The 25,202-nt window shown below is 62.1% G+C and carries 19 protein-coding genes; 3 read left to right on the top strand and 16 right to left on the bottom strand.

Going from position 1 to position 25,202, the window contains the following annotated elements; genetic code table 11:
* Positions 1–57 precede the first annotated feature (57 nt).
* The 7 genes from I2I01_RS09130 to I2I01_RS09100 all read right to left on the bottom strand — a co-directional run bounded on the left by I2I01_RS09130 (position 58) and on the right by I2I01_RS09100 (position 7,835).
* Complete coding sequence (locus tag I2I01_RS09130) at positions 58–798, bottom strand: SDR family oxidoreductase (protein WP_196286135.1); 741 nt, start codon at positions 796–798, stop codon at positions 58–60.
* Positions 799–889: 91 nt separating this feature from the next.
* The gene (locus I2I01_RS09125) at positions 890–1,795 is read right to left on the bottom strand and encodes a helix-turn-helix domain-containing protein (protein ID WP_196286134.1); all 906 of its coding nucleotides are present in this window, start codon (positions 1,793–1,795) and stop codon (positions 890–892) included.
* Between the two features lie 167 nt (positions 1,796–1,962).
* Positions 1,963–2,559 (bottom strand): hypothetical protein, encoded by a 597-nt coding sequence (locus I2I01_RS09120; protein ID WP_196286133.1) that lies wholly within the window; start codon positions 2,557–2,559, stop codon positions 1,963–1,965.
* 344 nt (positions 2,560–2,903) lie between these two features.
* A complete protein-coding gene (locus tag I2I01_RS09115) occupies positions 2,904–3,629 on the bottom strand; it encodes a hypothetical protein (protein ID WP_196286132.1) in 726 nt (241 codons plus the stop codon).
* Complete coding sequence (locus I2I01_RS09110; protein WP_196286131.1) at positions 3,626–4,474, bottom strand: hypothetical protein; 849 nt, start codon at positions 4,472–4,474, stop codon at positions 3,626–3,628. Before I2I01_RS09110 ends, I2I01_RS09115 begins: the two co-directional genes overlap by 4 nt.
* 73 nt (positions 4,475–4,547) lie before the next feature.
* Positions 4,548–5,954: a dihydrolipoyl dehydrogenase gene (lpdA, locus tag I2I01_RS09105; RefSeq protein ID WP_196286130.1), complete on the bottom strand. Its 1,407-nt coding sequence runs from the start codon at positions 5,952–5,954 to the stop codon at positions 4,548–4,550.
* A gap of 213 nt (positions 5,955–6,167) precedes the next feature.
* Positions 6,168–7,835 (bottom strand): M1 family metallopeptidase, encoded by a 1,668-nt coding sequence (locus tag I2I01_RS09100; protein WP_196286129.1) that lies wholly within the window; start codon positions 7,833–7,835, stop codon positions 6,168–6,170.
* Between the two features lie 187 nt (positions 7,836–8,022).
* Here I2I01_RS09100 and I2I01_RS09095 point away from each other — a divergent pair, with 187 nt between their 5' ends.
* On the top strand, positions 8,023–9,000 hold the full coding sequence (locus I2I01_RS09095) for an EamA family transporter (protein ID WP_196286128.1): 978 nt from the start codon (positions 8,023–8,025) through the stop codon (positions 8,998–9,000).
* Between the two features lie 5 nt (positions 9,001–9,005).
* Here I2I01_RS09095 and I2I01_RS09090 read toward each other — a convergent pair whose 3' ends face one another.
* Complete coding sequence (locus I2I01_RS09090) at positions 9,006–9,536, bottom strand: DUF4126 family protein (RefSeq protein WP_196286127.1); 531 nt, start codon at positions 9,534–9,536, stop codon at positions 9,006–9,008.
* 169 nt (positions 9,537–9,705) lie between these two features.
* Here I2I01_RS09090 and I2I01_RS09085 point away from each other — a divergent pair, with 169 nt between their 5' ends.
* Positions 9,706–15,435: a DUF2339 domain-containing protein gene (locus I2I01_RS09085; protein WP_196286126.1), complete on the top strand. Its 5,730-nt coding sequence runs from the start codon at positions 9,706–9,708 to the stop codon at positions 15,433–15,435.
* 87 nt (positions 15,436–15,522) lie between these two features.
* Here the strand turns inward: I2I01_RS09085 and I2I01_RS09080 are convergent, their stop codons facing one another.
* The 8 genes from I2I01_RS09080 to I2I01_RS09045 all read right to left on the bottom strand — a co-directional run bounded on the left by I2I01_RS09080 (position 15,523) and on the right by I2I01_RS09045 (position 24,222).
* Positions 15,523–15,903 carry a hypothetical protein gene (locus I2I01_RS09080; protein WP_196286125.1) on the bottom strand — a complete coding sequence of 127 codons (381 nt, stop codon included), beginning with the start codon at positions 15,901–15,903 and terminating at the stop codon, positions 15,523–15,525.
* Positions 15,904–16,110: 207 nt separating this feature from the next.
* Positions 16,111–16,809, bottom strand: a complete 699-nt coding sequence (locus tag I2I01_RS09075; protein WP_196286124.1) for a carboxypeptidase-like regulatory domain-containing protein — start codon at positions 16,807–16,809, stop codon at positions 16,111–16,113.
* 75 nt (positions 16,810–16,884) lie between these two features.
* Positions 16,885–17,352: a hypothetical protein gene (locus tag I2I01_RS09070; protein ID WP_196286123.1), complete on the bottom strand. Its 468-nt coding sequence runs from the start codon at positions 17,350–17,352 to the stop codon at positions 16,885–16,887.
* A 106-nt stretch (positions 17,353–17,458) separates the two neighbouring features.
* Positions 17,459–17,833: a roadblock/LC7 domain-containing protein gene (locus I2I01_RS09065; protein WP_196286122.1), complete on the bottom strand. Its 375-nt coding sequence runs from the start codon at positions 17,831–17,833 to the stop codon at positions 17,459–17,461.
* 46 nt (positions 17,834–17,879) lie between these two features.
* On the bottom strand, positions 17,880–18,335 hold the full coding sequence (locus tag I2I01_RS09060) for a hypothetical protein (protein ID WP_196286121.1): 456 nt from the start codon (positions 18,333–18,335) through the stop codon (positions 17,880–17,882).
* A 352-nt stretch (positions 18,336–18,687) separates the two neighbouring features.
* Positions 18,688–19,395, bottom strand: a complete 708-nt coding sequence (locus tag I2I01_RS09055; RefSeq protein WP_196286120.1) for a Crp/Fnr family transcriptional regulator — start codon at positions 19,393–19,395, stop codon at positions 18,688–18,690.
* A gap of 187 nt (positions 19,396–19,582) precedes the next feature.
* Positions 19,583–21,235 carry a 2-oxoglutarate dehydrogenase complex dihydrolipoyllysine-residue succinyltransferase gene (odhB, locus tag I2I01_RS09050; protein ID WP_196286119.1) on the bottom strand — a complete coding sequence of 551 codons (1,653 nt, stop codon included), beginning with the start codon at positions 21,233–21,235 and terminating at the stop codon, positions 19,583–19,585.
* Between the two features lie 50 nt (positions 21,236–21,285).
* Positions 21,286–24,222, bottom strand: a complete 2,937-nt coding sequence (locus I2I01_RS09045) for a 2-oxoglutarate dehydrogenase E1 component (protein WP_196286118.1) — start codon at positions 24,220–24,222, stop codon at positions 21,286–21,288.
* Between the two features lie 554 nt (positions 24,223–24,776).
* Between I2I01_RS09045 and I2I01_RS09040 the strand changes: the two genes are divergently transcribed.
* Positions 24,777–25,202, top strand: a complete 426-nt coding sequence (locus I2I01_RS09040) for an RlpA-like double-psi beta-barrel domain-containing protein (RefSeq protein WP_196286117.1) — start codon at positions 24,777–24,779, stop codon at positions 25,200–25,202.

The following is a 25,202-nucleotide window of genomic DNA, read 5'->3' as shown; positions in this document are numbered from 1 at the left end:
GGCTGCGCTCGGCATGACGTTTTAGGGAAGCATTTTACCTTCCTAAGTCCGCTGTTTCTACCAGGGGCTGAGGCCCGTTTCCGGCGCGTTGTCGTCGCTGAAAAACTGGCCAGTGGGGCCATCCGGGGCCAGCAGGGCGGCTTTTACCACGCGGGCGGCCGCGTCGGGCACGGTGCCGGGGCCGCTGTGGTGGTTGAAATCGGTGGCGGTGTAGCCGGGGTCCACGGCGTTCACTTTGAAGGGGGTGTCGCGCAGTTCGTAGGCCAGCACGATGGTGTACATGTTGAGCGCGGCTTTGGACGAGCCGTAGGCGGCCGTCTTCACGGCGTAGTATTTCCAGGTGGGGTCGGCATTTAAACTCACCGAACCCAGGCCCGAGGTCACGTTCACAATGCGCGGCTCGGCCGAGGCGCGCAGCAGGTCGAGGAAGGCCTGGGTGGTTTGCACCACGCCGAATACGTTGGTGTCGTACACTTCCTTGAAGGTGGCCACAGGTGTGTCGATGGCAGTTTGGGGCACCCCGCCTCCGCTGATACCGGCGTTGTTGATGAGGACGTCGAGGCCGGTTCCTTTTTGGCCGATAGCCTGTCGGGCGGCGGCTACCGAGGCGGCATCGGTTACATCAATCTGCACGGGCTCGACCTGGGTAAGGCCTTCGGCGTGCAGCTGGGCCACGGCCTGCTGGCCATTTTCAAGGCTTCGGCTGCCCAGATAGACGTAAAAACCGTGTTGGAGCAGCTGGCGGGCGGTTTCAAAGCCAATGCTTTTGTTGGCGCCGGTGATGAGGGCGTATTTCATAGGAGGATTTTGGCTGGGTTGATTGAACAGCACAAAAGTCCCCTACCCCGCCGCGGCACCCTAAAGGGATTCAAACGAAACAGTAAGAAATTCAAACAACCACTGGGTGCCGACCCACCAGGGCGCGGTGGGCCGAGGGCGTGGTGCCGGTTTGCTTCTTGAAGAAGTTGTTGAAGTAAGTGGGGTACTCGAAGCCCAGGCTGTAAGCAATTTCGGCAGTGCTCCAGTCGGTGTGCTGGAGCAGGGCGCGGGCCTCGCGGATGATGCGCTCGGCGATGTGCACGGAAGTGGTTTTGCCGGTGAGGTCGCGCACGGCCCGGTTGAGGTGGTTGACGTGCACCGAGAGCTGGCGGGCAAAGTCGCCGGGCGTGCGCAGCTTTAGGCCGTGGGTGGGCGAGTCGATGGGAAACTGGCGCTCCAGCAGCCCCTGAAACAGGGCCGCAATGCGCGTGGCAGCGTTGGGGTGCTGATAGTAGCTGGCCTGCGGCTGCAGCTTCAGCGCTTCGTGGATGAGCAGGTTCAGGTAATTGCGAATAACCTCCTGTTGGTACACGTAGCCCGAATTCATCTCCTGCAGCATCTTGCGAAAGAAGTAGCTCAGGTCGGCGTACTGCGTTTCATCCACCAGGTACACCGGGTCAGACCCGAGCCGAAACAGCGGCGATTCCTGCAGGCTGGCCGCCCGGTCGTTCACGATGAGAAACTCCTCGGTGAACATGCACAGGTAGCCGCCCTGCTCCGCCGACACGGGCTCCCAGGAGTAGGGAATCAGCGGGTTGGAAAACACCAGTGCGGGCCGGTCGATGAGCACGCCGCGGGTGGCGTAGTTGTAGCGGCTGCTGCCGGTGAGCAGCGAAATCTTGTAGTAGTCGCGCCGCCCAAACACGAGCTTGCGGGCGTTGAACTGCTCGCGGGCGTACACATTGAAGCAGTCAGTGGCGACAATTTCGGGCAGCTGGCTAGTAGCAGGAGCAGGTGTAAGGGCTGGGATTGACATGTCTCAAAAGTAAGCATATCAAATAAGGCGAAGGTTTGCGGGCCGGAACCAGTTGGCAATTTTCCGAAAGCCACCGGCGAATTGGTAAAAGCAATAAGAAGCGGCCTAGCGCCAAGCAATCGAAACCTTGGCAACGTCGGCCGCTTTCAGCTTCTGGCGCTATGAAATTATTGCCCCACCCGCAGCATCCTGCCGCCCCGGTAGCGGTAGCGGCCGGCGGGCAGCATCGTTTCCGGCAGCGGCCCCTGGCTCCGCTCGTCAGCCCCCGAACGACCAACGCGGCTGGTGAGGCGAGGCCGCTCCACCCGAATCAGACCCGCTCGCACCTGCACGGTTTGCGCCCGGTACTCGCTGCCGGCCGCATCGTCGTCGTACGTCGTGTCGTCTTCGCGGCCGTAGCTGGTGTCTTCCCGCAGCGCCTCGGTTTTGAGGAGCAATAGCGGTTTTTCGGTCACGTCGATGAGGTTGGTGAGGCCGTAATCGAGGCTGCCGCCCCAGAAACCATTGTGGCCGCGCAGGTTCAGCAGCAGCACCCGCCGCTGCGGGTCAAGCTGCACCGTGTCGAGACTGAACTCGCCGCCTACCGCCCCGGTGTCGCCCACCGGCTCCAGCTGCACCTGCGTCCAGCAGGTTGCGGCGGGCGTGGCCCGGTACAGCAGTCGCGTGGGCTCAAATAGCCGGCTGATGCGCAGGTAGCGCCCAAACACCGTATCGATGCCCCAAGGCCGCCGCGCCACATCGGCCCGCAGCGAATCGTCGCTCACGCACCGAAACCGCAGGGGCCGCACCCCCACGAAGGCCCGCAGCGAATCAGGCTCGTGGTACAGGTCAGCAACCGGCGGGGCCGTCTTCAGGGTTGGTTGAACCGCCGGCCCGGTTGGTAGCGGCGGCGCAGCTGCCGGGCTTTGTGGCGGCCTTGCCCCACTTTGGCCAGACTCCGGCAAGCGCCCCGCCTGCTCGCTGGCTGGAGATTGACATGCCGAAACCAATCCCAGGGCCAACCACAATACTGGAAACGCTCTCATCGGTGGGCTGCTTTCATGGCCCAAAGAAAAGCAGCAAAAACGCTGAAAGCTTCAGCCGCTGGACGTTGCTGGTGCAGCAGTGTTCACTTCCCTACCCAGACCAAGTGCCCGTTCCGGTACTGATAGCGACCCGGCATCAGCGGCGTCAGCTTCTGGTCGCCGCTGCTTGCCCCGATGCGCAGCTCCCGGCCAAAGCGCACCGGCCGATTGGTGAAATGGACGCCATAATCCACCTGAACCAGCGCGGTTAGCAGTAGCCGGGGAGCCTGGCTGACGTCCAGCAGATGGATTATTTTGGTGTTAATGCTGGACTTATTTCGCTCGAAACTCCAGCAGGTCAGCCGCACCTCTGGCATGCCCTGCTGGTCCATATTGCAAGTGTCGAGCTGCGCAAAATTGTCGCGGTCGGACGGGACGTAATTATATTGACTGCCGTAAAGACGTGTCAGGTCCCGAAAGCTCTCAAGGTCGTATTCATTTACATAAATCGGTTCCTGGTCCCACAAGCGCCGTTGCGGCACTCGGATGCGCGTCCAGACCGTATCGGCAGGCGAGTGCCGGCAGAGGAGGATGTAGCCGCCGTGTACGAGCAGAAAACGGGCGCGGGACTGCCGCACTTCTGCCAACACCAAACTATCCAACCCGAGTTGCGCGGTGCTGGCGGTGTCGCAGAAGATGGGCCGGCTGGGGATGACCACCGGCCGGGCCACCCGGTGTGGCTTGGGGCCGCGGGGCCGCGCCTGTTGGGCAGCCGCTCTGGTCCCACCTCCAACCAAACTCAGCAGCACGAGTATCAGTAGCTTATTCATTTTCCCATCCAAACCAGATGCCCGTTACGGTAATGGTAGCGGCCGGGGGTGAGTGGTGTTATCTTGCTTTTATCATGATTTTCATAACCATGGTGAACCAGGCTTCCAATTCGAAGGTACGGCGTGGCAGTCAGCGGTTTTACCTCTTTGACTAAACCGTCGTTATGACCAGTTTCCAATAGTAAAAGAATATCCTCTTTTTCTAACCTTACCGACCGCTCCCACCCTGAGGTAAAAAAAGTCTTGTCGCCAGAATCAGGAATATCGGAGTCCGTCGCCCAGCCCTCTTCTTTTATTTGAATTATCGCACTTAACAACAGTCGCGGCGTACCGCTTACGTCGATGAGGTTGAGGGCCACGCGGCTACCGTGGCCGTGCTCCCAACCCCGCCAAAAACCCACTAAGGCTTCCGGTACGCCATCGTGGTTCAGGTCCTGATGCAAGAGGCACATATTCCCCTCGATAAAATAGTTTTCATTGAAAGGGAAAGGGGGTGGTTCCAGCGCAATCCTCAGAAACACGGTGTCGGTGGGCAGTCGGCGAAACAGCAAGCTGCCCGGTTCCAACCAAAATAGTTGGGGAAAGGCCAGCAGGCTATCCCGATAATGCTTTGGCCAAACCTTAGATGCCCCTACGCGGCTGAATTGCATTTCGTGCGTCGGCAGTATAATGGGCTTGGGGGCTACAAGTACCCGGCCCGTTTTACCCTTCGGGTGTGCTGGCACCGTCCATTTTTGCGGCTTTGCGTTCCCCGGCCGGGCTTGTGCCACCACTTCATACAGGCCGATGCTATGCACCAGCACAACCAGTATTATGATACCTGCGCGCGTCATAGTGGCAGACAAGGTATGGGTTAAAAGCAAAAGAAGCTGAAGCCACAGCGGCTCCAGCTTCTTTCAGTTTTTACTGCGTGTAGGCTTACATGTGAATGGCCCGGTTCTCCGTAGCGGCCAAACACGCTTCTTTCATGGCCTCGGCGTAGGTGGGGTGCGAGTGGCTCATGCGGGCCACGTCCTCGGCGGAGGCGCGGAACTCCATGGCCGTCACGGCTTCGGCGATGAGGTCGGCGATGCGCGGGCCAATCATGTGCACACCCAGGATTTCGTCGGTGGTTTTGTCGGCCAGCACCTTCACGAAGCCGTCGGTGTCGCCGCTGGCACGGGCCCGGCCGCTGGCTTTGAAGGGGAAGGAGCCCACTTTGTAGGCCTTGCCCTGCTCCTTGAGCTGCTCCTCGGTGTAGCCCACGCCAGCTACTTCGGGCCAAGTATACACCACGCCGGGGATGAGCAGGTAGTTGATGTGGGGCTTCTGGCCCACAATGGTTTCGGCCACGAACACGCCTTCTTCCTCGGCCTTGTGGGCCAGCATGGCGCCCCGAATGACGTCGCCAATGGCGTAGATGCCGGGCACGTTGGTTTGCAGGTGCTCGTCGACCTTGATGCGGCCGCGCTCTTCCATCTGCACGCCGGCGGCTTCCAGGTTGAGGCCGGCGGTGTAGGGCACGCGGCCCACGGCCACGAGGCAGTAGTCGCCTTCAAACTTCACTTCCTCGCCCTTGGCGTTGGTGGCCGTCACGGTCACGGTGTCACCGTCGCGGGTGGCACCGGTCACCTTGTGCGAGAAGAAGAACTCAATGCCGATTTTGCCCAGCACGCGCTTCAGTTCCTTGCCCAGGCCGCGGTCCATGGTCGGGATGATGCTGTCCATGAACTCCACCACGCTCACTTTGGCGCCGAGGCGGGCGTACACCGAGGCCATTTCGAGGCCGATGACGCCTCCACCAATCACAATCATGTGCTTGGGCACTTCGCGGATGTTCAGGGCCTCGGTGCTGGTGATGATGCGCTCCTTGTCCTGGGCAATGAACGGCAGCACCGTGGGCTTGGAGCCGGTGGCGATGATGACGTTTTTGGTTTCAATCTGCTGCGCTTCGCCGCCTTCGCGGGGCGCGATGCTGATGTGGTTTTTATCGACGAAGGAACCCACGCCGGTGAGGACGTCGATTTTGTTTTTCTTCATCAGGTAGGCGATGCCGTCCACGTTGGCCTTCACCACGCCGGCCTTGCGGTCAATCATACGGTTCATGTCCACCGTCAGGTTTTCCAGGCCAATGCCGTGCTCGGCGAAGGCCGTGTGGGCGTTGTGGTAGTGCTCGGACGAGTCGAGCAGGGCCTTGCTGGGGATGCAGCCCACGTTGAGGCAGGTGCCGCCCAGGGTGGGGTATTTCTCGATGAGGGCGGTTTTCAGGCCCAATTGGGCGCAACGGATGGCCGCTACATAGCCGCCCGGGCCGGAGCCGATGACGGTGACGTCGTATTGATTCATAGAGCCGAAGGTTCGGTGATGGTTCGCGCCGCGAAGGTACGGCACGGCGCAGGTGGGTTTAAGAAGTTTGGCGATATAAAAACGTCATGCTGAGCGCAGCCGAAGCATCTCGCGTGTGGTAGTAATCAAAACAGCCGAACGATTGAGTTAGTATCCCACGCGAGATGCTTCGGCTGCGCTCAGCATGACGTTCTGTTTATTTAATCCACCAGCTCAATCAACCAACACGCCGATGTAGAAGTTGAACGTATCGACTTCCAGCGTCTCCTTATCTGCCCCAGCCAGCTCCTTTATCTCCGCAAACCGGGCCGTGGGCTTGATGAACTGGTACTCGCCGCCCTTGCGCCGCACCCGAACGGGCATGTCGAACTTCTCCACCTCGCTCACCCAGCGGGCCAGGGTTTTGCCTTCCTCGAAGCGGATTTCGAGGACGGGCAGGCTTGTGTGGCGCAGGTACTGGTCGAAAACCTTGGTGAAATCCTGGCCGCTCTCGCGGTTGATGTAGTCCATCACCTGTTGGCCGGTCACGGTTTGGTGGTAGAAAGTGCTACTGAGGCCGCGCAGGATTTGGCGCCACTTTTCGTCGTTGTTGAGAATGGTACGAATGGTATTGAGCATGGCGCTGCCCTTGTCATACATGTCACCAGAGCCCTCCTTATTCACGCCGTAGGGGCCGATGATGGGCGAGTCGTTCTGGATGTTGCGGCGCTGGCCGTGCACATATTCCTGGCCGGCCTGCTTGCCAAACTGGCTTTCTGTAAACAGCGCTTCGGAGTAGCAGGTGAAGCTTTCGTGCACCCACATGTCGGCAATATCCTTGGTGGTGATGTTGTTGCCGAACCACTCGTGGCCACTCTCGTGGATGATGATGAAGTCCCACTTGGTACCCCAGCCGGTGTTGCTGCGGTCGCGGCCCAGGTAGCCATTCTGGTATTTGTTGCCGTAGGCCACGGCGCTCTGGTGCTCCATGCCCAGGTGCGGGGCGTCCACGAGTTTGTAGCCGTCCTGGTACCACGGGTAGGGACCGAACCAGTGCTCCATGCTCTTGAGCATGGGCTTCACGTTGGCGGCAAACTGGGCTTTGGCCTTGGCCACATTCTCGGGTAGCACCCAGTAGTCGAGCGTCAACGGACCTTTCTCGCCCTGGTAGGAATCCGCAAAGTGCTGGTAATCGCCCACGTTCAGGGCCACGTCGTAGTTGTTGATGGGGTTGCGCACGGCCCAGTCGAAGCGGGTGTAGCCATCTTTCAGCTTGGTGGTTTTGCGCAGGCGGCCATTCGACACGTCCTTCAAACCATTCGGCACGCTGATGCTGATGAGCATGGAGTCCACCTCATCGGCCTGCTGGTCCTTGGTGGGCCACCAAATGCTGGCGCCGGTGCCCTGGCAGGCCGTAGCCACCCAAGGCTTGCCCGCGGCATCCTGGGTGAAGACCATGCCGCCGTCCCAGGGTGCTTTTTTGGCCACCGTGGGATTGCCGGAGTAGTACACGGTGAACTCGTCGCGGCTGCCTTTGGCAATGGCTTTGGGAAAGGTGACGAATACCGCGTTGGCCTCGCGGGTGAAAGGCACTTCTTTGCCTTTGTACACAACCTTTTCCACCTTCAGATTGGCGAATAGGTCGAATTGCAGCCGGGTGAAATCTTGCGCGGCGGTGAAGCGAAACAGGTTGGAGCCACTGATGAAGCGCTGGGCCGGGTCGAGCTTCACGTCGAGGTGGTAGTAGTTGAGGTCGTAGCAGGTGCGCAGCGGCGTGGTAAGGCTGCCGCGCAGCGAGTCGGCACGGGTATAGGCTGCGGGCTTGGGCTGGAGCAGTTGCGCCGTGGCGGCAGGCGCAATAGCCGCCAGCAGCAACAGCAGAACCAGAAGTTTCTTTTTCATGCCACAAAGCAACGACCCACGGCAGGAATATGGGCCGGCCCTCCCTGTCATCCTGAGCGCAGCGAAGGACCTTATCATGCTTGCTTAAATTAAACGCAAGTCGTTTTTCGGTAATAAGGTCCTTCGCTGCGCTCAGGATGACAGGGAGCGTCGGCCGTAATTTTGCGGTCAGTCCTTCCAACTAAATATGTCTGAATCCACTCCGGCTGCAACCTCGCGGGCCGCGCTGTTCACAGCTTTTGCCCTTGTCTACCTCATTTGGGGCTCAACATATCTGGTGATGAAAATGGCGGTGGCCACCATGCCGCCGCTGCTCATGGCCGGTACGCGCTACGCCCTCGCGGGCGGGTTGCTCTACGCCTACCTACGCGGGCGGGGCGAGCCGGCGCCTACGTGGCAGGGCTGGGGCTTTGCGGCCGTCATCGGCATTTGCCTGCTGGGATTTGGCAACGGCGGTACCACGCTGGGCGTGGTGTATTTGCCTAGCAGCATCACGGCGCTGCTGGTGGCTACAGTGCCCATGTTTCTGGCGGTGCTGGGGTGGCTGAGCGGCATCTCGCCCCGGCCCGGCAAGTGGGTGACGCTGGGCCTCACCGCCGGCATGACGGGCCTCTACCTGCTGGTGGCCCACACCCAAGCCAGCGCCGTGAAGCAGCCCGGCCATACCGGCCTGGGCGTATTCTCGGTGCTGCTGGCCTCGCTGGTGTGGGCCATCGGCTCGCTCTATGCCAAAAACCACCAGCCGGCGCCCTCCCCTTTCCTTTCCGGCGGCATGCAGATGCTGTGCGGCGGCGTGGTCATGTTCGTAGTGGGCTTGCTGAAGGGCGAGGCCACGGGGTTTGCCTTTGCGCAAGTCACGGCCCAGTCGTGGTGGGCGTATGCCTATTTGGTCACGTTCGGGTCCATCGTGGCGTTCACGGCCTACATCTGGCTGCTACGCGTGGTGGAGCCAGCCCTGGCGGGCACCTATGCGTTTGTGAATCCCGTGGTGGCAGTGCTGCTGGGCTGGGCCTTCGCCGGCGAGGTACTGAGCCCGCAGATGCTGGGCGGCGCCGCACTCATCGTGCTGGCCGTGGTGCTGGTGGTGCTGGGCGGGCGCCGGGCTTCCGCCAAAAAACCGGCCGTATTACCCAACCCAGCCGAAGCTGCCCGGCCGCGCGAGTAGTCGCGCTACAGCGGGTGCCACTCGCTGGCAGCCGGGCGCTGGGCGCCCACCAGGGCCGAGCCACCGGCCAGCACCAACGCGTCCTCGCCCACGCCCACCAGGGCAATGGGCAAGCCCGATTTGTCGCTGATGCCCGTGCGCAGGGCGTAGCTCACAATGGTGGAGGCAAAGGCCACGGCGGCCCCGAGCAGCCCGCCGCCCAACGCGCTGCCGTGGCGCGAACGGTACCAGGCCGCGCCCACCAATGCGCCGCTCACCAGCCGGCCCGTCATCACAGGCAGGGCAATGCGGTCGGGCGTGTTGGGCAGCTTATCGGCCACCATTTCGCCGGCGGCCACGGCCTTGAGGATGCCCGCCGCGACGGGCTTCTGCAGCAGGCGCAGCGAGGAGCCAGCCAGGCCGCTGCTGGGCTGGCGCGACAAATAGTGGCTCAGAAACGCGGGCGCGCTCATGCTGCGCATGCCGGCCAGGGTGGCGAAGCCCACGGCCGGCCAGAACTTGGCCGGGCGCCGCGAAATATGTTTGGATGGTTTCATACTAGAACAGAAGTGTGGCCCGTTAAACGGTGTCGGGCTCGCCTAGGTCATGGGCTGCTTCAAAATATTCGCTACTAACCACTGAAATAACCTTTACCCCTATCCTGCTCCGACGGCATCGGCCCGCGCCTGGCGGGCTTTCTTCCACATCTTACCTATTGCCCTGCGCATGGAAGTACCCGTGGTTGCCTTCATCATCGCCGTCGTCCTCATCGCCCGGCTTTGGGACCTGCCCAAAAAGCTGGCGGCGATGCAAGCCGAGCTGGACCGGCGACACAACATCCAAGAAGAAATGCGGGCCGAGCTGCACCGCCTGCGCGACCAGCTGGCCGTGCTCCGCGAGGCCGGCCTGACGCCCCCATCCGGCTCCCCGCCGATGCCCGCAACAGCTGCGGCGACGGTAGTTGCTCCGGCATCCTCCGCAGCAGTGGCGCCGGCGATGACGACAGCACCCTCCGCAACCGCACCGCCGGTAATGGCCGCGGCCACCGCTCCACCAACTCCTGTGCCGGTCTTGCCGCCTGCTGCTACGCCGGCTGTGGTTGCTCCCGTGGCAGCACCCGCACCGGCGGCTCCACCTGCATTAGCCCCGGTACTGCCGGTGGTGCCGGTGCCCGATGCCGCACCTGTGGCCCCGCCCACTCCTGTGGCGGTGCCCATAGCGCCGGAAGTTGTTCCCGTAGCATCCTCAGAGCCTATTGCTTCGCCCACGCCAGCGCCTGTGCTTCCAGTGGCTGCGCCGCATGCTCCGGTGGTGCCGCCCGTGGTGGCCCCCTTGCCAGTGGCGGAGGGGCCCGCTCCCGTCCCCATTCCTGTTTCAAAACCGGCCCCGGTGCCGCAGGCAGCAACCACGCCTACCCCAACGCAACGGCCACCGGTAGTACCACCCACCCCTCCCCCTCCGCGCCGCCCGCTGCCCCCGCCGGTGCCCGCTGGGCCCAGTTGGTGGGACAAAGCCGCGACCCTGCTGCTGGAAAACTGGACTGGCATTCTCGGGGCGGTGGTGCTGGTGACGGGCGTGGGCTTTTTGGGCATCTACGCAGCTTTGCGGCTGGCTCCGCCTTACCGGTTTCTTCTGATTTGCGGGTTTGCGGCGGGCTTGCTGGGGGCGCGGTTTGGGCTGCGCAACAAGGCGTTTGCGCAGCAGCTCAATGCGTGGTTGCTGAGCAGTGCAGCGGCCATTTTCCTGTTTGCCTGCGTGGGGTCGGTCAGCATTGCGGGGCTGCGCTGGGCCGTGCCGCCATTCGACTATCTATTGTTGCTGGCCGGGGTAAGCGCCAACCTGTACCTAGCCTGGCGCTCCAGCCGCGAGGCGGTGTCTACCCTGCACGGCGTGCTGAGTTTGGTGGCGCTGGCGGTGCTGCCGCCCACGGCCCTCACGCTGGCGGCCGCGGCGGGTGTCACGGCGTTCAGCATTGCCATTACCTACCGGCAGCTGTGGAAATATCAGCTGCTACTCAGCATTGCCAGCTTTTTCGTCTTTCACCTCTACTGGCACCAGCAGCTGCATGCGGTTTCCAACACGCTGCGCCTCACGGCCATGGGACTGGTGCTGCTGGTGGGCGCGGCCGCGGCTGTGGTGCAATACCGCCGCGTATACGCCAAGCGGCGGTTTGAACCGTTGCTGTTCACGGCCCACGTGCTGAACTGGACCACGCTGGGCATCAGCCTGTACCTGCACAGCACGGGCTCCATCTGGAAAACCATTCCGCTGGCGCTGGGCGCGCTGCTCACGCACTGGGCCGGGCGGCGGGCCCGCCAGCTGGGCATCGGCTGGCTGTTCCAGACCGATACCATCATTTCGCTGATTTTGGCCTTGGCCACGGCATTTTCGCTGCAGGGCTGGCACGCCACGCCGCCGGTCATCCTGCTGTTTATGCTGCTGGAGTCGCTGCTGATTACGCTCATCATGGCCCGGCAGCGGGAGGCACTGGTGTACCGCGTGGCACTGGCCGGGGCGGGTTTTGCCGGCGTGGACCTACTGCTGGTAGCCGCCGGCCGTGCGGGCAACCCACCCTTCCTGCTTTACCGCGACGCCCTGGTGTTGGCCCTGGCCGGCTGGGCCGGGCTGGCGTTTGCGCAGCTCACCTACCGGCAGCCGCTGCTAGCCGCCTCTTCCGACGGCCGCAATCAGGCGCACCACAACCTGCTGAGTGGCTTCGCCGGCCTGGCGGGGCTGCTGCAGGTCGGTGCGGGCCTGCTGCTGGCGCGGGTGCTGTTTGGCTACGCCCACCCGCCAGTTTGGGGGCTCATGACGGCGCTGCTCGGGCTGGCGGCGGGCTCCGTGGCCTTGGCATTCTGGGTGCGTACCGCCAAGCTGGCACCCGGCTGGGTGCGGCAGCAACAGCTGCTGCTAGGGCACTTTTTTGCCGTACTGGCCGTGTTGGGGCTGCACGAAACCGGCCTGAGCTGGCCCCTCGTGTTGGGCCTGCTTTACGGCGAGCACCTGCTGGCGGCCGCACTGCTGGCCCGGCAGCGCGAGGCCCTGCCGTACCACGTTGCCCTCACGGGCGCCTACCTAACGGCCGTCGGCCTGCTGGCCGTGGTGGGCTATCAAGCCAGCTATAGTTTGCCGCCTGCACTGTACCGCAACGCCGCGGTGCTGGCCCTGGCCGGCTGGGTGGGCCTGTTCTTCACCAATCGGCTGCAACAGTGGCTGGCGCAATGGGCTGAGAAAACAGGCATCATATTTACTTTCAGTAACGCTGAGCAAGACTATCTGAGCGGACTGGCTCGGCTGGCTGGCTTGCTGCAAGTGGGCGCCGGGCTGGTGCTGGCGCGGGTACTGTTTGCCTGGGAGGGCGTGCCCGTCGGGGTACTGCTGTTGGCCCTGATGGCACAGGCGGCCATCTCCGTGGGCTTGGCCATCGGGCTGCGCACCGCTTCCCATCCCGACCCTTGGGTGCGGCAGCAACAACTGCTACTGGGCCAGTTCTTCGCCTTGCTGGCCGTGGTTGGCTTGCACGAAATGGGCTTGGGCTGGTCCGTCGTCCTGCTACTGCTCTACATTGAAAACCTGTTGGTAGCCTGGGTAACGGCTCAAAAAGGCGAAAGCCTGCTGCACCGTGTCACCGTCGTTGGGGCGTATTTATTCGGCGGTGGCTTGCTGCTGGTGGCGAGCGGCAAACTCTATTCGGGCTTGCCGGCTGTGCTCTATCGCAACGCGCTGTGGCTGACCTTAGCTGGGTGGGCAGGCATCATATTCCTTATCGTGGCCAGGCGCACAGGTGCGTCGCGGGCTTCGACCAGCCAGGCTAGCACTCCTGCTCTTGTCTCATCCGATGTGGCCTTGCAAAATGGCCTGACCGGACTGGCGGGGCTGCTGCAGGCGGGGGCCGGTGGGCTGCTGGCCCGGGTGCTGTTTGGGTGGCAGCCCGTGCCGGTGTGGCTGCTCATGGGTGCGCTGCTGGGGCTGGCGGCCGCGGCGCTGGGGTTGGCGGCCTGGGTTCGCACCGTGCCGCAAGTGCCGGGCTGGGTTCGGAAGCAGCAATTGGTATTGGCGCAACTCTTTGCGGTACTGGCTCTGCTTGGCCTGCACGAAGCCGGCCTAAGCTGGCCAGTGGTACTGGGCCTGCTCTACGCCGAAAACCTAGCCATTGCATTTCTTACGGCCCGGCGCCGCGAGATGCTGCTCTATCACCTCACGCTGGCCGGGGCATTCCTCACCGGCACGGGCCTGATGTTGGTGGTGGGCAGCCAGGAAGGCATTCCGACCTCTGCCGTGCTCTACCGCGATGCCTTGGTACTGGCCTTGGCCGGCTGGGCGGGCCTGGCTTTTGCCCAACGTACCTACCAGCAGTTTGCCTCTGGTCAAGCCGCTGACCCATCCGAGCAGCCGGGCATTGGCAAAGGTATTTTCGAAGCACTGGGCGGGTTTGCGGCGCTGGCAGGTTTGCTCCAGGCCAGCACGGGCCTGCTGCTGGGCCGGGCGCTTTTCACCTGGCACAACGCGCCCACCGCACTCCTGCTGCTTCTGCTGATGCTGACGGGTGCTTCGGTAGCAACGGCGGCGTGGGTGCGCAAACAAGGGATACTGCCCGTTTGGGTGCGGCGCCAGCAATTGGTGCTGGGACAATTTTTCGCCGTGCTAGCCGTATTCGGGCTGCACGAAATCGGCCTGAGTTGGCCCGCCGTTTTCACCGTGCTCTACGCCGAAAACCTGCTGGTGGCCCTGCTCCTCGCCGGGCGCGACGAAGACGCCCTGCTCCACAGCCAAACCTATCTGCTCGTGCTGCAGGCGCTGCTGCTGCCGCTGCTGGTGCGCAGCCTCTGGCCCGGCACCCTGGCGGCGCTGCCCCGCGCCGGGCTGCTGGCCGGCGCGGGCCTGCTCACGGCCGCCTACCAGGCCCGGCGGCGCTTCTGGCCGCTCTCCACTGAAGCCGAAGAATATGGCGCACTCGGCCTCGGCGGCACCTGGCAACTCTCGCTGCTGGGCCTGGCCGTGGGCTGGCTGCTGCTGGGCGTGGGCACGCTGGTATACGAGCTGCCATGGGCGGCCTGGGCGATGGTGGGCCTACTGGGCAGCCTGCTGTGGCTGCGCACGCGGGTGGCCCTGCCGGGCGTGTGGGCCGGGCTGGTGCTGGCCGGCGTGGGCTACCTCGCGCTGCAATGGAACCACGTGCTGCTGCCCGCCCATGGGCAAGTGTATAGCCCCGGCTACGTGCTGCTGTACCTGCTGCCCACACTGGCTGTGCCGGTGGCGGGGCTGCGCACCTCGTGGTGGGCGGCCGGCGGGCGCTTTGTGCGCGCGCCCTGGGTGTACCTGCTCGGTGCCCATGGGGTGGTGGCCCTGGTAGCCGCGGTACCCGCCGGGCACGTGGCCTACTTCTGCTTGGGCTTGCTGGCGCTGGCGGCCACCTCCTTTGCAGCCGCCCAGCTGTGGCGACGCCGGCTGCCCGATACCGCCGCCGTGCATCGCGCCGGCCAGCCCGACCGCTACTTCCTGCATCTCGGCTACTGGCTGCTGAGCGGCGCTCTGCTCACACACCTGTGGCTGCTCACGCGCAACGAGTGGTTTTTCGGCCAGCCGGCCGAATACTTCACGGCCGCGCTGCTCTTTGCGGTACTGGCTGCCTGGGCTGCTGTGCGCCCGCCGGCCACGGCCCCTGTCTACAATTCCTGGCGGCGCCTGCACCCCTGGCTGGCCGAAGCCGCGCTGCTGTTCGGCACCGCCACGCTGGGGCACAACGTGCGCACTTCCTGGCTGCCGCTGCTGTGGGCCGCGGCGGCGCTGGGCCTGGGCTATGTGGGGGCGCATTTGCCGAAACGCTTCCGGCGCCTGGGTGTGTACGGGCGGCTCTACTACTGGCTGGCGGCCGGCACTTCCGGCGCCGTCAGCCTCATCCACCTCGACCCCAGCCAATTGCTCAGCGCTCAATGGTGGGAGCTCACGGCTGCCGTGGTACTGTTGTTTGGCTACGTCTGGCTGGCCCTCACCCAGGGCGACAAGGCCTTCCGGGGCCTCTCGCCGGCCTGGGACATCCTGGCTCGTCCACCGCGCCGCGCCCTCGAAGCCTGGCTGCTCTACCCGGCTTTTCTGGCGCTGGCGCTGCTGCTCATTCAGTCCTTCGACCGCTCGGTGCTCACGGTGCTGCTGATGCTGGAGGTGGTGGCCGTGTTCAGCATCAGCCTGCTGCTGCGCCGGCAGGATTTGCGCTACCTCTCGCTGGCCGGCCTGCTGGCGTGCCTGGTGCGCCTCGTGTTCTTCGACCTCAGCCGCAGCGGCACCATCACCCGGGCGGTTGTTTTCATCCTCATGGGCTTGCTCCTGCTGGGCATGAACGCGCTCTACGCCCGTTTCAAAGCCCGTTTCACCGCCATTGAGGCAGAGCCCGAGGACGATTTCTCGCTGCCCGATTTCACTGCACCCGACGAGGAGCCGCAAGTGGTACCGGAATAGCGAAACAGGCTGGCATTTGCCCACGAAAAAGGCCCGTCCGGTATCGAACGGGCCTTTTTCGTGGGCAAATGCCAGCACTAGTAGTGCTTAGTTAATATCGCTAGCGTGGGTGCGCAGCACCTCGCGGGCAATGGCCAGGTTGGTTTCGCGCGCGTTCACGGCCAGGTAAATGAATTTGTTGCCGGCTTCATTCAGCTTGATGAGGTGCAGCTGGTTGGTGAGCGTGATGAGGATGTCCTCAATCCGCTCGCCCGTCAGCTTCAGGGCCGACATGGCTTTCTGCTTTTGCTTCACCACTTCGGTGTTGTAAGCCGCAGCGGTTTCGGGGTTTACGGTGGGCGAGTTGGAGTGCGAGGCCAGGGCCATGCCCGAATTCACGTCGACCACCGCCACGGCCACCAGGCTCGGCAAATCGGTGATAATTGCTTCCACTGCCTTGCCGGCAGGACTGTTTGTAGAGTAGGCCATATCGGCTATTGGGGAAGGGGTATTGGGGGAAAAAGATTCTTGGGGCTCATTCGCAAACCGCCTGCGGTAGGTCTTCGCTTTCACTACAATAAGGCCGCCTGGAACCGGCAACTGAATAATTAATAGTCAGAACAAAGCCGCAAGTAGTAAGATGTGTTCAGCCTTGGTCTTGCCTCTTTCACCCTACTACCTGCCACTTAATGCTCATTAGAAAAATAACCAGTGCTTGCGCTTGGCGGCACGGGGCTGCAACGTCACGCCCTGGGCCGCCACGTCGGTGGCTTTCAGTTCCTGGTCGTGGTAGCCGGCGTAGCCGTATTGCAGCGTGGCGGTAGCGGCGGTGCCGGCCGTCATGCGCAGGGCATAGTTGCCGTTGGCGTCGGTGCTCACGCCCTGGGCGGTGCCCTTGCGCAGCACGGTGGCGCCCACCAGCGGCTGGCCGGCTTCGTCCACAATGCGGCCGCTCACCGTCACGAGGCGGTTGGCATTGGCAGTGGCTTCGGCAGCGGCGGTGCTGGCCTCAGCCAAAGCCGTCATTTCGGGCAACGACACCGGCACGGCGGGCGTGTTGTGCGAAGGCAGGCGGGTGCCGGCCATCGAGGCGCCAGCCACCAGCGCAGCCACGCCCACCATCGAGAACGCGCGGCGGCGGAAACGCTGCGGCTGCTCGCGAATGAACAGCAGTTGCTTTTGCACCCAGGTGGTGGGAGCAGCGGCTTCGGCTTCCTGGGTAGCCATTTCGTGCCAGCGCGTCACGGTAGAATGGGCCTGCGTGGCGTCTTTGCGCAGGTAGTTTTCCACGGCGCGGGCCGAGGAGCGGGCCAGGTCGCCGCGCAGGTAGGCGTCGCGGTACACGGGCAGCAGCTCGCCGGTTTGCGGGTCAAATGGAGTAGCGGTAAGCTTCATTTGATGAACAGAAAAAAAGGGTGAGAAAAGAAACGGTGTGGCTTACCGGCCAGCCACGGGCCAAATTCCAGCTGTTTACTGCCCCTGCCCCGTGGGCTCCAACAGTGCCAGGCTGCTGCGCATCACCTCGCGGGCAATGGCCAGGTTGGTGTCGCGCGAGTCGACGGCGAGGTAGATAAACCATTGCCCCGGGGGCACCAGCCGCAGTAAATGCAGTTGCGAGGGCAGCGTAAACACCATTTCCGCCACTTGCTCGGCCGGTGTGCCCAAGGCCCGCAGCCCGGCCTGCACCTGCCGCACCGCTTCGGCGTTGTACCCGGCCACCGTGCCTGGCCGCAGGTCGCGGTCGACGGTGTAGGTGGCCAGGGGCTTACCGGAAGCCACTTCCGCCACGGCCGCCATCAGCAAATCGGGCAGCTCGGCCAGCAGGTGCCGCATGGCACTTTCAATGCGGGCGCTGGCAGGTCCGGTGGCAGCCAGTTCCACTTCATGGGCCACCGGGCCCGCCAGGCGCTGCAGTTGTTTCAGAAAAGGAATTTTCATAGGGCACGAGGCGGGCGGTCCCGGCTGGCGCGGCGGCTGGGCCCGTGGGTAGCCGGGCCCGGCCGCAATGCGTGGGTTGCGGCGGCGCGGGCCGCCGCGGCCAGCACTAGTTCAGGTTGGCCGACGAGCTGCGCAGCACTTCGCGGGCAATGGCCAGGTTGGTTTCGCGCGAGTTCACTACCAGGTAAATGAATTTGTTGCCGGCCAGCTTGATGAGGTGAAACTGGTTGGTGAGCGTAATGAGGATGTCCTCAATGTTTTCGCCCGTCAGCTTCAGAGCCGACATGGCTTTCTGCTTCTGCTTCACCACTTCGGTGTTGTAGGCGGCAGCGGTTTCGGGGTTGATGGCCGGCGAGTTGGAATGCGAGGCCAGGGCCATGCCCGAGGTAATGTCGACCACGGCCACGGCCACGAGGCCCGGCAGGTCGTTCAACACGTCTTGTACTACTTTGCCAGCGGGGGAGTTTGCGGAGTAAGCCATGATAAAGGGGGAGGTTAAAAGAATGAGAGAGTTGTTGGATGCTGTTTTAAGCAATGATGGATTTCAATATTTCACGGGCCAGCGCCAGGTTGGTATCCTGTGTTTTCACGGTCAGGAGCACAAACCACTGGCCGCTTTTAGCCAAGCGAATCAGGGATAGTTGTTTTCGTAGCGGGATTAGGATGTCTTCGAGGCGTTCGCCACGAATAGGGCCAGCGGCCAAGGCCTGCTGTTGTTGGCGCACCGTTTCGGCGTGGTGGGCGGCCGCAGCCGCGGGGTCGAAACCCCGCCGCCGGCTTAGGTGTGCCAGGCAGTTTCCGGTGGCCACCTCCACCACCGCAACAGTTGTTAGGGCGGGCAGTTGGTCGAAAACTTCTTTTATTACTTTTTCAATTTTAACTAACGGGATTTTCGAAGCTATAAGTGCTTCGTGGTTCAATACCAACCGCACACTTCCGGGGCGCTGAGGACGCGTCCCGTTGGCGGCCGCCATAATATTCATTTAAAATAAGCTGAAGAATAAATAAATATATCGACCACATTAATTGCACTTTCAACACATGTTGCAGTGCCTGTTTCACATTACAAAGCTCTGCATTGTACTACCCCAATAAAAATGACTTAGGTCACTTTTGAGAATGATTTACATCAAATCGGAAACCAAGGCCCCTCTATTAACGTAAATGCGCGCTTTGCTAATTTATAATTAATCTAATATTTTATTTCGCACGCTTTGACTGTAAACGGCCACGCAGTTCCCCTACTCGCTGCTCGGTTAGGCAGTGAATGATGAGAAGCCTAGTTGACGTTTTCAGCGCAGCCCGCGCCTGTAGCAGCCCGATGCTGCGCCGCTGCTAATCGTAGAGCGAGGCGATTTCGCTCAGGCGGTTGGGCTGCAGGATGGACACCAAGCTGCCGCGGGTGGCAATGATGCCGGCTTCCTTGAAATCTGACAGCAAGCGCGTGGCCGTTTCCTTGGCCGTGCCCACCAGCGAGGCCAAGTCTTCGCGCGAGAAGCTGATGCTGAAAGCTTCGGCATCTTCCTCTTTGCGGAAGGTGTGGTAGAGCAGCAGCAGCGCTTCGGCCAGCCGCTCGCGCACGGGCTTGTAGGCCAGGTGCAGCATCTGCACTTCGGCCGCCCCCAGGGCTTTGGCCATCATCTGCATCAGCGAGGTCGAAAACTGCACGTTGGATTGCCACACCCGAAAGAAATCGGCGCGCGGGATAAAGCACACCACACAGTCTTCCAGCGCCACCGCCGAGGTGGAGTACTTCGTCTCGGTGAGCAGCGACTGAAAGCCCAGCATGTCGCCGTCTTTTGCCAGGCGTACAATCTGTTCTTTGCCGTCGCCCCCCGTCTTGGTCACCTTGATTTTGCCCTGGCTCACGCAATGCAAGCCCAGCGAAGGCGCGCCCTCCTGGAATATCCGCTGGCCTTTTTGGTAGCTCTGCGAGACTTTGCTGCCGGCAATGAACTCCAACTCCTCCAGTTGGCAGCACCCCATCAGGGGACCTTTGCGGTGCGGGCATTGCTGGCAGTTCGGCGTAATGAATTTTCCCATGAGCGAGTAAGATGGTAGGCTTAGGCATCCCAAAGATAGCACCTCTCGCAATAATTCAATTTCGAAAAAAATATTTAACGAGCTTTTGCGCCTGTTTATCGCGCAAAACATCGTTTCCAACGTCCAAAAATAAAAAAGGCCAGTTCCCGATTTGGGAACTGGCCTTTTAAAAATCCTAAATCAGGAATTAGATACCAAATAGCATACGAGTGGGGTCTTCGAGCAACTCCTTCACGCGTACCAGGAACGACACCGACTCGCGGCCGTCGATGATACGGTGGTCGTAGCTCAGGGCGAGGTACATCATGGGGCGAATCACCACCTGGCCGTTCTCGGCCACGGGGCGCTGAATGATGTTGTGCATGCCCAGAATGGCCGACTGCGGCGCGTTGATGATGGGCGTGCTGAGCATGGAGCCGAACACACCACCGTTGGTGATGGTGAACGTGCCACCGCTCATCTGCTCAATGGTGAGCTTGTTGTCGCGGGCCAGGCCGGCCAGGCGCACCACTTCTTTCTCGATGCCCTCGAAGCTCAGCTGCTCGGCGTTGCGGATGACGGGCACCACGAGGCCTTTGGGAGCCGATACGGCAATGCTGATGTCGGCAAAGTCGGAGTACACGATTTCGCCGTTGTCAATCTGGGCGTTCACCGCGGGCCACTCTTTCAGGGCGATGCACACGGCCTTGGTGAAGAAAGACATGAAGCCGAGGCCCACGCCGTTTTTCTCCTTGAACTTGTCTTTGAACTTGTTGCGCAGGTCCATGATGGGCTGCATGTTCACCTCGTTGAAGGTGGTGAGCATGGCCGTCTCGTTCTTCACCGTCACCAGGCGGCGGGCCACCGTCTTGCGCAGGTTGCTCATGCGCTCGCGGCGCACCTCGCGGCTGCCACCGGCGACCGGCGCTGCAGCCGGAGCCTGAGCAGCAGCGGCCGGGGCAGAGGCGGGAGCCGGCGCAGCCGGCTTGGCTTGCGCGTTCTGGGCATCTTCCTTAGTGATGCGGCCGTCGCGGCCGGTGCCGGCAACATCGGCAGCAGCAATGCCTTTTTCACCCAGAATCTTGCCAGCTGCCGGCGAGGGCACGCCGGTAGCATAGGTAGCGGCACCGCCAGCGGTGGGGGCCGTAGCCATAGCCGCTACCGGAGCAGCGGCGGGGGCAGCAGCTGCAGGTGCCGGCGCGCCATTGCCAGCCTTGTCACCGCCTTCGATGCGGGCAATCACAGCGCCGATGCTGATGGTTTCGCCTTCTTTCACGGCATGGCGCAGGGTGCCAGCGGCCTCGGCGGGCAGTTCAAACGTGGCTTTGTCCGATTCGAGCTCGGCAATCACCTCGTCGCGGCTCACCTGGGCGCCGTCTTCTTTCAGCCACTTGGCCACTGTCACTTCCGAGATGGACTCGCCTACGGCAGGAATTTTCATTTCAACCGAGCCACCGCCCGCAGCGGGGGCAGCAGCCGGGGCGCCCGGGGTAGCGGGGTCGTTGCTTTCTTTCCCGGCGGGAGCACCGCCGTAGCCCGACTGGTCGCTGGCAGCGGGGTTTTCTTCGCCTTTGTTGATGGGGTCGGCGGCTGCAGCAGGCGCGGCGGCTGGGGCAGCGCCACCGGCGGCGCCGTCAAGGTCGGCAATCACGGTGCCGATGCCGATGGTTTCGCCCTCGGCTACGCGGATTTTCAGCGTACCGTCGGCCTCGGCGGGCAGCTCAAACGTGGCTTTGTCCGATTCGAGCTCGGCGATAACCTCGTCGCGCTTCACGGCATCGCCGTCTTTTTTGAGCCACTTCGCAATGGTGACTTCGGTGATGGATTCGCCAACGGCGGGAATTTTGATTTCGAGAGCCATGAGCAGGCGTTTGGGATTAGTCAGTTAAGAAGAAAGGTCGGGCAGGTGAATTAGTCGGGCGTGTCCTTTTTGGCCGCTTCGGCCACGGCCTTGATGTTGCCGTCGGCCACGGCTTCCTTGGGCTTGTCGAAGGCGCGGGCCACCAGCTCCTTCTGCTCCTTCACGTGGATTTTGTTGTAGCCCGTGGCGGGCGAAGCCGAGGGCTTGCGGGCCACCACGTCTTCCAGCTCGCGGCGCATGAAGCGCAGCAGGTAGTTCCAGTAGCCCATGTTCTCGGGCTCTTCCTGCACCCAGTAAATCTTGGCCTTGCCGTACTTGGCCAGTTCGGCGTCGAGCTGCTTTTTGGGGAAGGGGTGCAGCTGCTCTAGGCGGATGATGGCCACGTCAGTGCGGTTGGAAGCGCGCTGCTCTTCCAGCAGGTCGTAGTACACCTTGCCCGAGCACAGCAGCACGCGCTTCACCTTCTTGGCTTCGGCGAAGTCGTCGCCCAGCACCTCGCGGAAAGCCCCGCCGGTGAACTCTTCAATGGGCGACACGGCCAGCGGGTGGCGCAGCATCGATTTCGGCGACATCACCACCAGCGGCTTGCGGAAGCTCCAGGTGAGCTGGCGGCGCAGCGCGTGGAAGAAGTTGGCCGGCGTAGTGATGTTGGCCACGATGATGTTATTCTCGGCGGCCAGCTGCAGGAAACGCTCGGGGCGGGCGTTGGAGTGCTCGGGGCCCTGGCCTTCGTAGCCGTGGGGCAACTGCATCACCACGCCGTTCATGCGCTGCCACTTGCTTTCCGACGACACAATGAACTGGTCAATCATGGTCTGGGCGCCGTTGGCGAAATCGCCGAACTGGGCTTCCCAAATCACCAGCGCCGTGGGGTTGGCCATGGCATAGCCAAATTCGAAGCCCAGCACCGCGTACTCGCTCAGCAGCGAGTTGTAGATGCTCAGCTGCTCGTGCTCGCCCTCCATGAAGTTGAGCGAGTTGTAGGGGGCCGAGGTTTCGGCGTCGTGCAGCACCGCGTGGCGGTGCGAGAAGGTGCCGCGCTGCACGTCCTGGCCGCTTACGCGCACCGTGTGGTTTTCGCTCATGAGCGAACCGTAGGCCAGCAGCTCGCCGGCGGCCCAGTTCAGCACGCGGGTTTCGTAGAACATTTTGCGGCGCTCCTTCAGCAGGTTATCAATCTGCTTAATCGGCTTGAAGCTCTCGGGAATTGTGGTCAGGGCCTTGGCCACTTTCTGCACCGTTTCCTCCGAAATGCCGGTTTCGGGCGACTTTTCAAAGTCTTCCTGGGTGCTGCGGCGCAGGCTGCGCCACTCGTTTTCCAGGGGCTGGTATTTGTAGGGCAGCGGGTTCTGCTTCACCATGTCGAGGCGGGCCTGCAGGGTGTCGCGGAACTCCTTGTCCATCTGGTTGGCCAGTTCGGCATCCACGTCGCCGCGCTGCACCAGCATGGCGTTGTACACCTCGCGCGGGTTCTGGTGCTTCGAGATGAGGTTGTAGAGCGTGGGCTGCGTGAACTTGGGCTCGTCCGACTCGTTGTGGCCGTGGCGGCGGTAGCACACCATATCAATGAAGATATCGGCGTGGAACTGCTGGCGGTATTCGGTGGCCAGCTGCACGGCAAACACCACGGCTTCGGGGTTGTCGCCGTTCACGTGCACTACCGGCGCGTCGATGATTTTAGCGAGGTCGGTCGAGTAAATCGACGAGCGGGCGTCCTCAAAGTCGGTGGTGAAACCCACCTGGTTGTTAATCACAAAGTGGATGGTACCGCCGGTTTTGTAGCCTTCGAGTTGCGACATCTGCGTCACCTCGTAGCCAATGCCCTGGCCGGCCAAAGCCGCATCGCCGTGGATGAGGATGGGCAGAATCTGGTGGTAGTCGCCGCCGTACTGGTGTTCGATTTTGGCGCGCACGAAGCCTTCCACCACCGGGTTCACCGCCTCCAGGTGCGAGGGGTTGGGGGCCAGCTTCAGGTTCACTTTCTGGCCGCCGCTGGCTTCCACTTCCGAGCTGTAGCCCATGTGGTACTTCACGTCGCCGTCGCCCATGGTGAGGTCGGGCACAGCCGTACCTTCAAACTCGCTGAAAATCTGCTCATAGGTCTTGCCCATGATGTTAGCCAGCACGTTGAGACGGCCGCGGTGGGCCATGCCAATCATTACTTCCTTCACACCCAGCTCCGCGCCCTTGCCGATGATGGCGTCCAGCGCGGGAATGGTCGTTTCGCCGCCTTCGAGCGAGAAGCGTTTCTGCCCCAAGAACTTGGTGTGCAAGAAGTTCTCAAATACCACGGCCTCGTTCAGCTTCTTCAGGATGCGCTTCTTGTACTCCACGCCGGGGTTGAAGGCCAGCGAGTCGCGCTCCACCTTCTCGCGGAACCAGTCCAGCACCTGCGGGTCGCGGATGTACATGTACTCAAAGCCAATGGCGCCGGTATAAATTTTCTCCAGCGCCGCCACGATGTCGCGCAGCTTGGCCTGGCTGCCGAGGCCCAGCACCTCGCCGTTCTTGAACACCGTGTCCAAATCGGCTTCGCCCAGGCCAAAGTCGGCGAGGTCGAGGCGGGGCTTGCGGTCTTTGCGCTCGCGCACCGGGTTGGTTTTGGCGCGCAGGTGGCCGCGGCTGCGGAAGGCGTGGATGAGGTTGCGCACGGCCGTTTCCTTATCGGAAGCCGGCTCACCGCTGGCCAGGCCGGGGGCGTTGTTGGTAGAGGCAGCGGTGTTCAGCACGCCGTAGTCGTCGGGCTGGGGCCGGGGGCCAGGCGCGGGGGCAGCTTTGGTCGCGCCAGCGGCGGCGCCGTTGGCTGCACCGTTGCCGTTGGCCCCGGGCACTACGGGCGCGCCCTCGGGGAATTGCTGCGAGAAGTCAAACCCTTCGAAAAACTTGCGCCAGCCAAAATCAACCGATTCCGGGTTCTGGCGGTAAGCTTGGTATAGGGTTTCGATGGCCGCCGCGTCGGCGTTGGCGATATACGAGTATGCGTCCATGGATGAAGGAGCTTTGGTAATGCTACGCAAATGTAATCAGCTTCATACCCAGCTAAAAACCTGCATTCGCATACACGAATTAACCAGTAATTCAACACAATAAGCCCTAGCGACACTCATGTATTGAAGGGCTTGGCTGGTCAATTTATCACATTTCGCCGGATGTGCTGATTTACGCTTACGCATATTCTTACTCAGCGTCCGGAAGCCATGAAATGAAATCCGGCCGAAGCGACGCCCAAACGGCTGCGGAACCCCGGTCTTTTCTATAAACTTTTTACTATATGTTCCGCCTCAGCCTTCTCTAAGGCATTTAGCAATTGGATAATTTATTTTTAGCAAACTTATAGGGTCTGTTTACCGTTTTACTTTTCCGCCTTTGCTTAACAGCCAAGGTTTTGCCCATACCGCCGGGCTGGAATGGCGGCCGGACGAACCCGTAATAGATGTATAATGCACGGCTATTAATAGAAGCGTTTTTAGCAATTTCGACGCTTGCAGCCCCTCTTTTTAGTGCTGCTTTCAGCGCTGCCCCACTAACTGAAACTTCCGGAATGCGCGCCTTTATCGCGTCGCGAGGGGTGCGCCACACCGCCCTGATGGGAGCGGCCAAAACCAAAAAGAAGATGGCCCGCAGCCTGACCTACACCGTGACCGCCACAGTGTACGAAGCGGTGCCCAGCCAGACAGACAGCGAGCCCTTTGTCACGGCCGACAACTCCCACATCAAACGCCACTACGGGACCAAAAAGCGCTGGATGGCGCTTTCCAGGGACTTGCTCAAGCCCTGGGGCGGGCAGTTTGACTACGGCGACAAGGTGCGGGTGCGTGGCATCTCGCCGGAGCTCGATGGCGTATACACGGTGCACGACACCATGAACCGCCGCCACCGCCACTGCATGGACATTCTGGCGCATCCGAGCGAGAAGCTCGATATCTTCACCAAGGGCGTTAAGATTCAAAAGGTGGCCCAGCTATAG

This window comes from Hymenobacter properus (assembly GCF_015694735.1).
Lineage (GTDB): Bacteria > Bacteroidota > Bacteroidia > Cytophagales > Hymenobacteraceae > Hymenobacter > Hymenobacter properus.
Note: the sequence above shows the minus strand (reverse complement) of the source record. Positions and strands in the feature narration are given on the sequence as shown.

Bases quoted from the DNA above. Each gene is read 5' to 3' on its own strand.
- I2I01_RS09130 (WP_196286135.1), bottom strand. From the start codon at position 798: ATGAAATACGCCCTCATCACCGGCGCCAACAAAAGCATTGGCTTTGAA.
- I2I01_RS09125 (WP_196286134.1), bottom strand. From the start codon at position 1,795: ATGTCAATCCCAGCCCTTACACCTGCTCCTGCTACTAGCCAGCTGCCC.
- I2I01_RS09115 (WP_196286132.1), bottom strand. From the start codon at position 3,629: ATGAATAAGCTACTGATACTCGTGCTGCTGAGTTTGGTTGGAGGTGGG.
- lpdA (WP_196286130.1), bottom strand. From the start codon at position 5,954: ATGAATCAATACGACGTCACCGTCATCGGCTCCGGCCCGGGCGGCTAT.
- I2I01_RS09100 (WP_196286129.1), bottom strand. From the start codon at position 7,835: ATGAAAAAGAAACTTCTGGTTCTGCTGTTGCTGCTGGCGGCTATTGCG.
- I2I01_RS09095 (WP_196286128.1), top strand. From the start codon at position 8,023: ATGTCTGAATCCACTCCGGCTGCAACCTCGCGGGCCGCGCTGTTCACA.
- I2I01_RS09090 (WP_196286127.1), bottom strand. From the start codon at position 9,536: ATGAAACCATCCAAACATATTTCGCGGCGCCCGGCCAAGTTCTGGCCG.
- I2I01_RS09085 (WP_196286126.1), top strand. From the start codon at position 9,706: ATGGAAGTACCCGTGGTTGCCTTCATCATCGCCGTCGTCCTCATCGCC.
- I2I01_RS09080 (WP_196286125.1), bottom strand. From the start codon at position 15,903: ATGGCCTACTCTACAAACAGTCCTGCCGGCAAGGCAGTGGAAGCAATT.
- I2I01_RS09075 (WP_196286124.1), bottom strand. From the start codon at position 16,809: ATGAAGCTTACCGCTACTCCATTTGACCCGCAAACCGGCGAGCTGCTG.
- I2I01_RS09070 (WP_196286123.1), bottom strand. From the start codon at position 17,352: ATGAAAATTCCTTTTCTGAAACAACTGCAGCGCCTGGCGGGCCCGGTG.
- I2I01_RS09065 (WP_196286122.1), bottom strand. From the start codon at position 17,833: ATGGCTTACTCCGCAAACTCCCCCGCTGGCAAAGTAGTACAAGACGTG.
- I2I01_RS09060 (WP_196286121.1), bottom strand. From the start codon at position 18,335: ATGAATATTATGGCGGCCGCCAACGGGACGCGTCCTCAGCGCCCCGGA.
- I2I01_RS09055 (WP_196286120.1), bottom strand. From the start codon at position 19,395: ATGGGAAAATTCATTACGCCGAACTGCCAGCAATGCCCGCACCGCAAA.
- odhB (WP_196286119.1), bottom strand. From the start codon at position 21,235: ATGGCTCTCGAAATCAAAATTCCCGCCGTTGGCGAATCCATCACCGAA.
- I2I01_RS09045 (WP_196286118.1), bottom strand. From the start codon at position 24,222: ATGGACGCATACTCGTATATCGCCAACGCCGACGCGGCGGCCATCGAA.
- I2I01_RS09040 (WP_196286117.1), top strand. From the start codon at position 24,777: ATGCGCGCCTTTATCGCGTCGCGAGGGGTGCGCCACACCGCCCTGATG.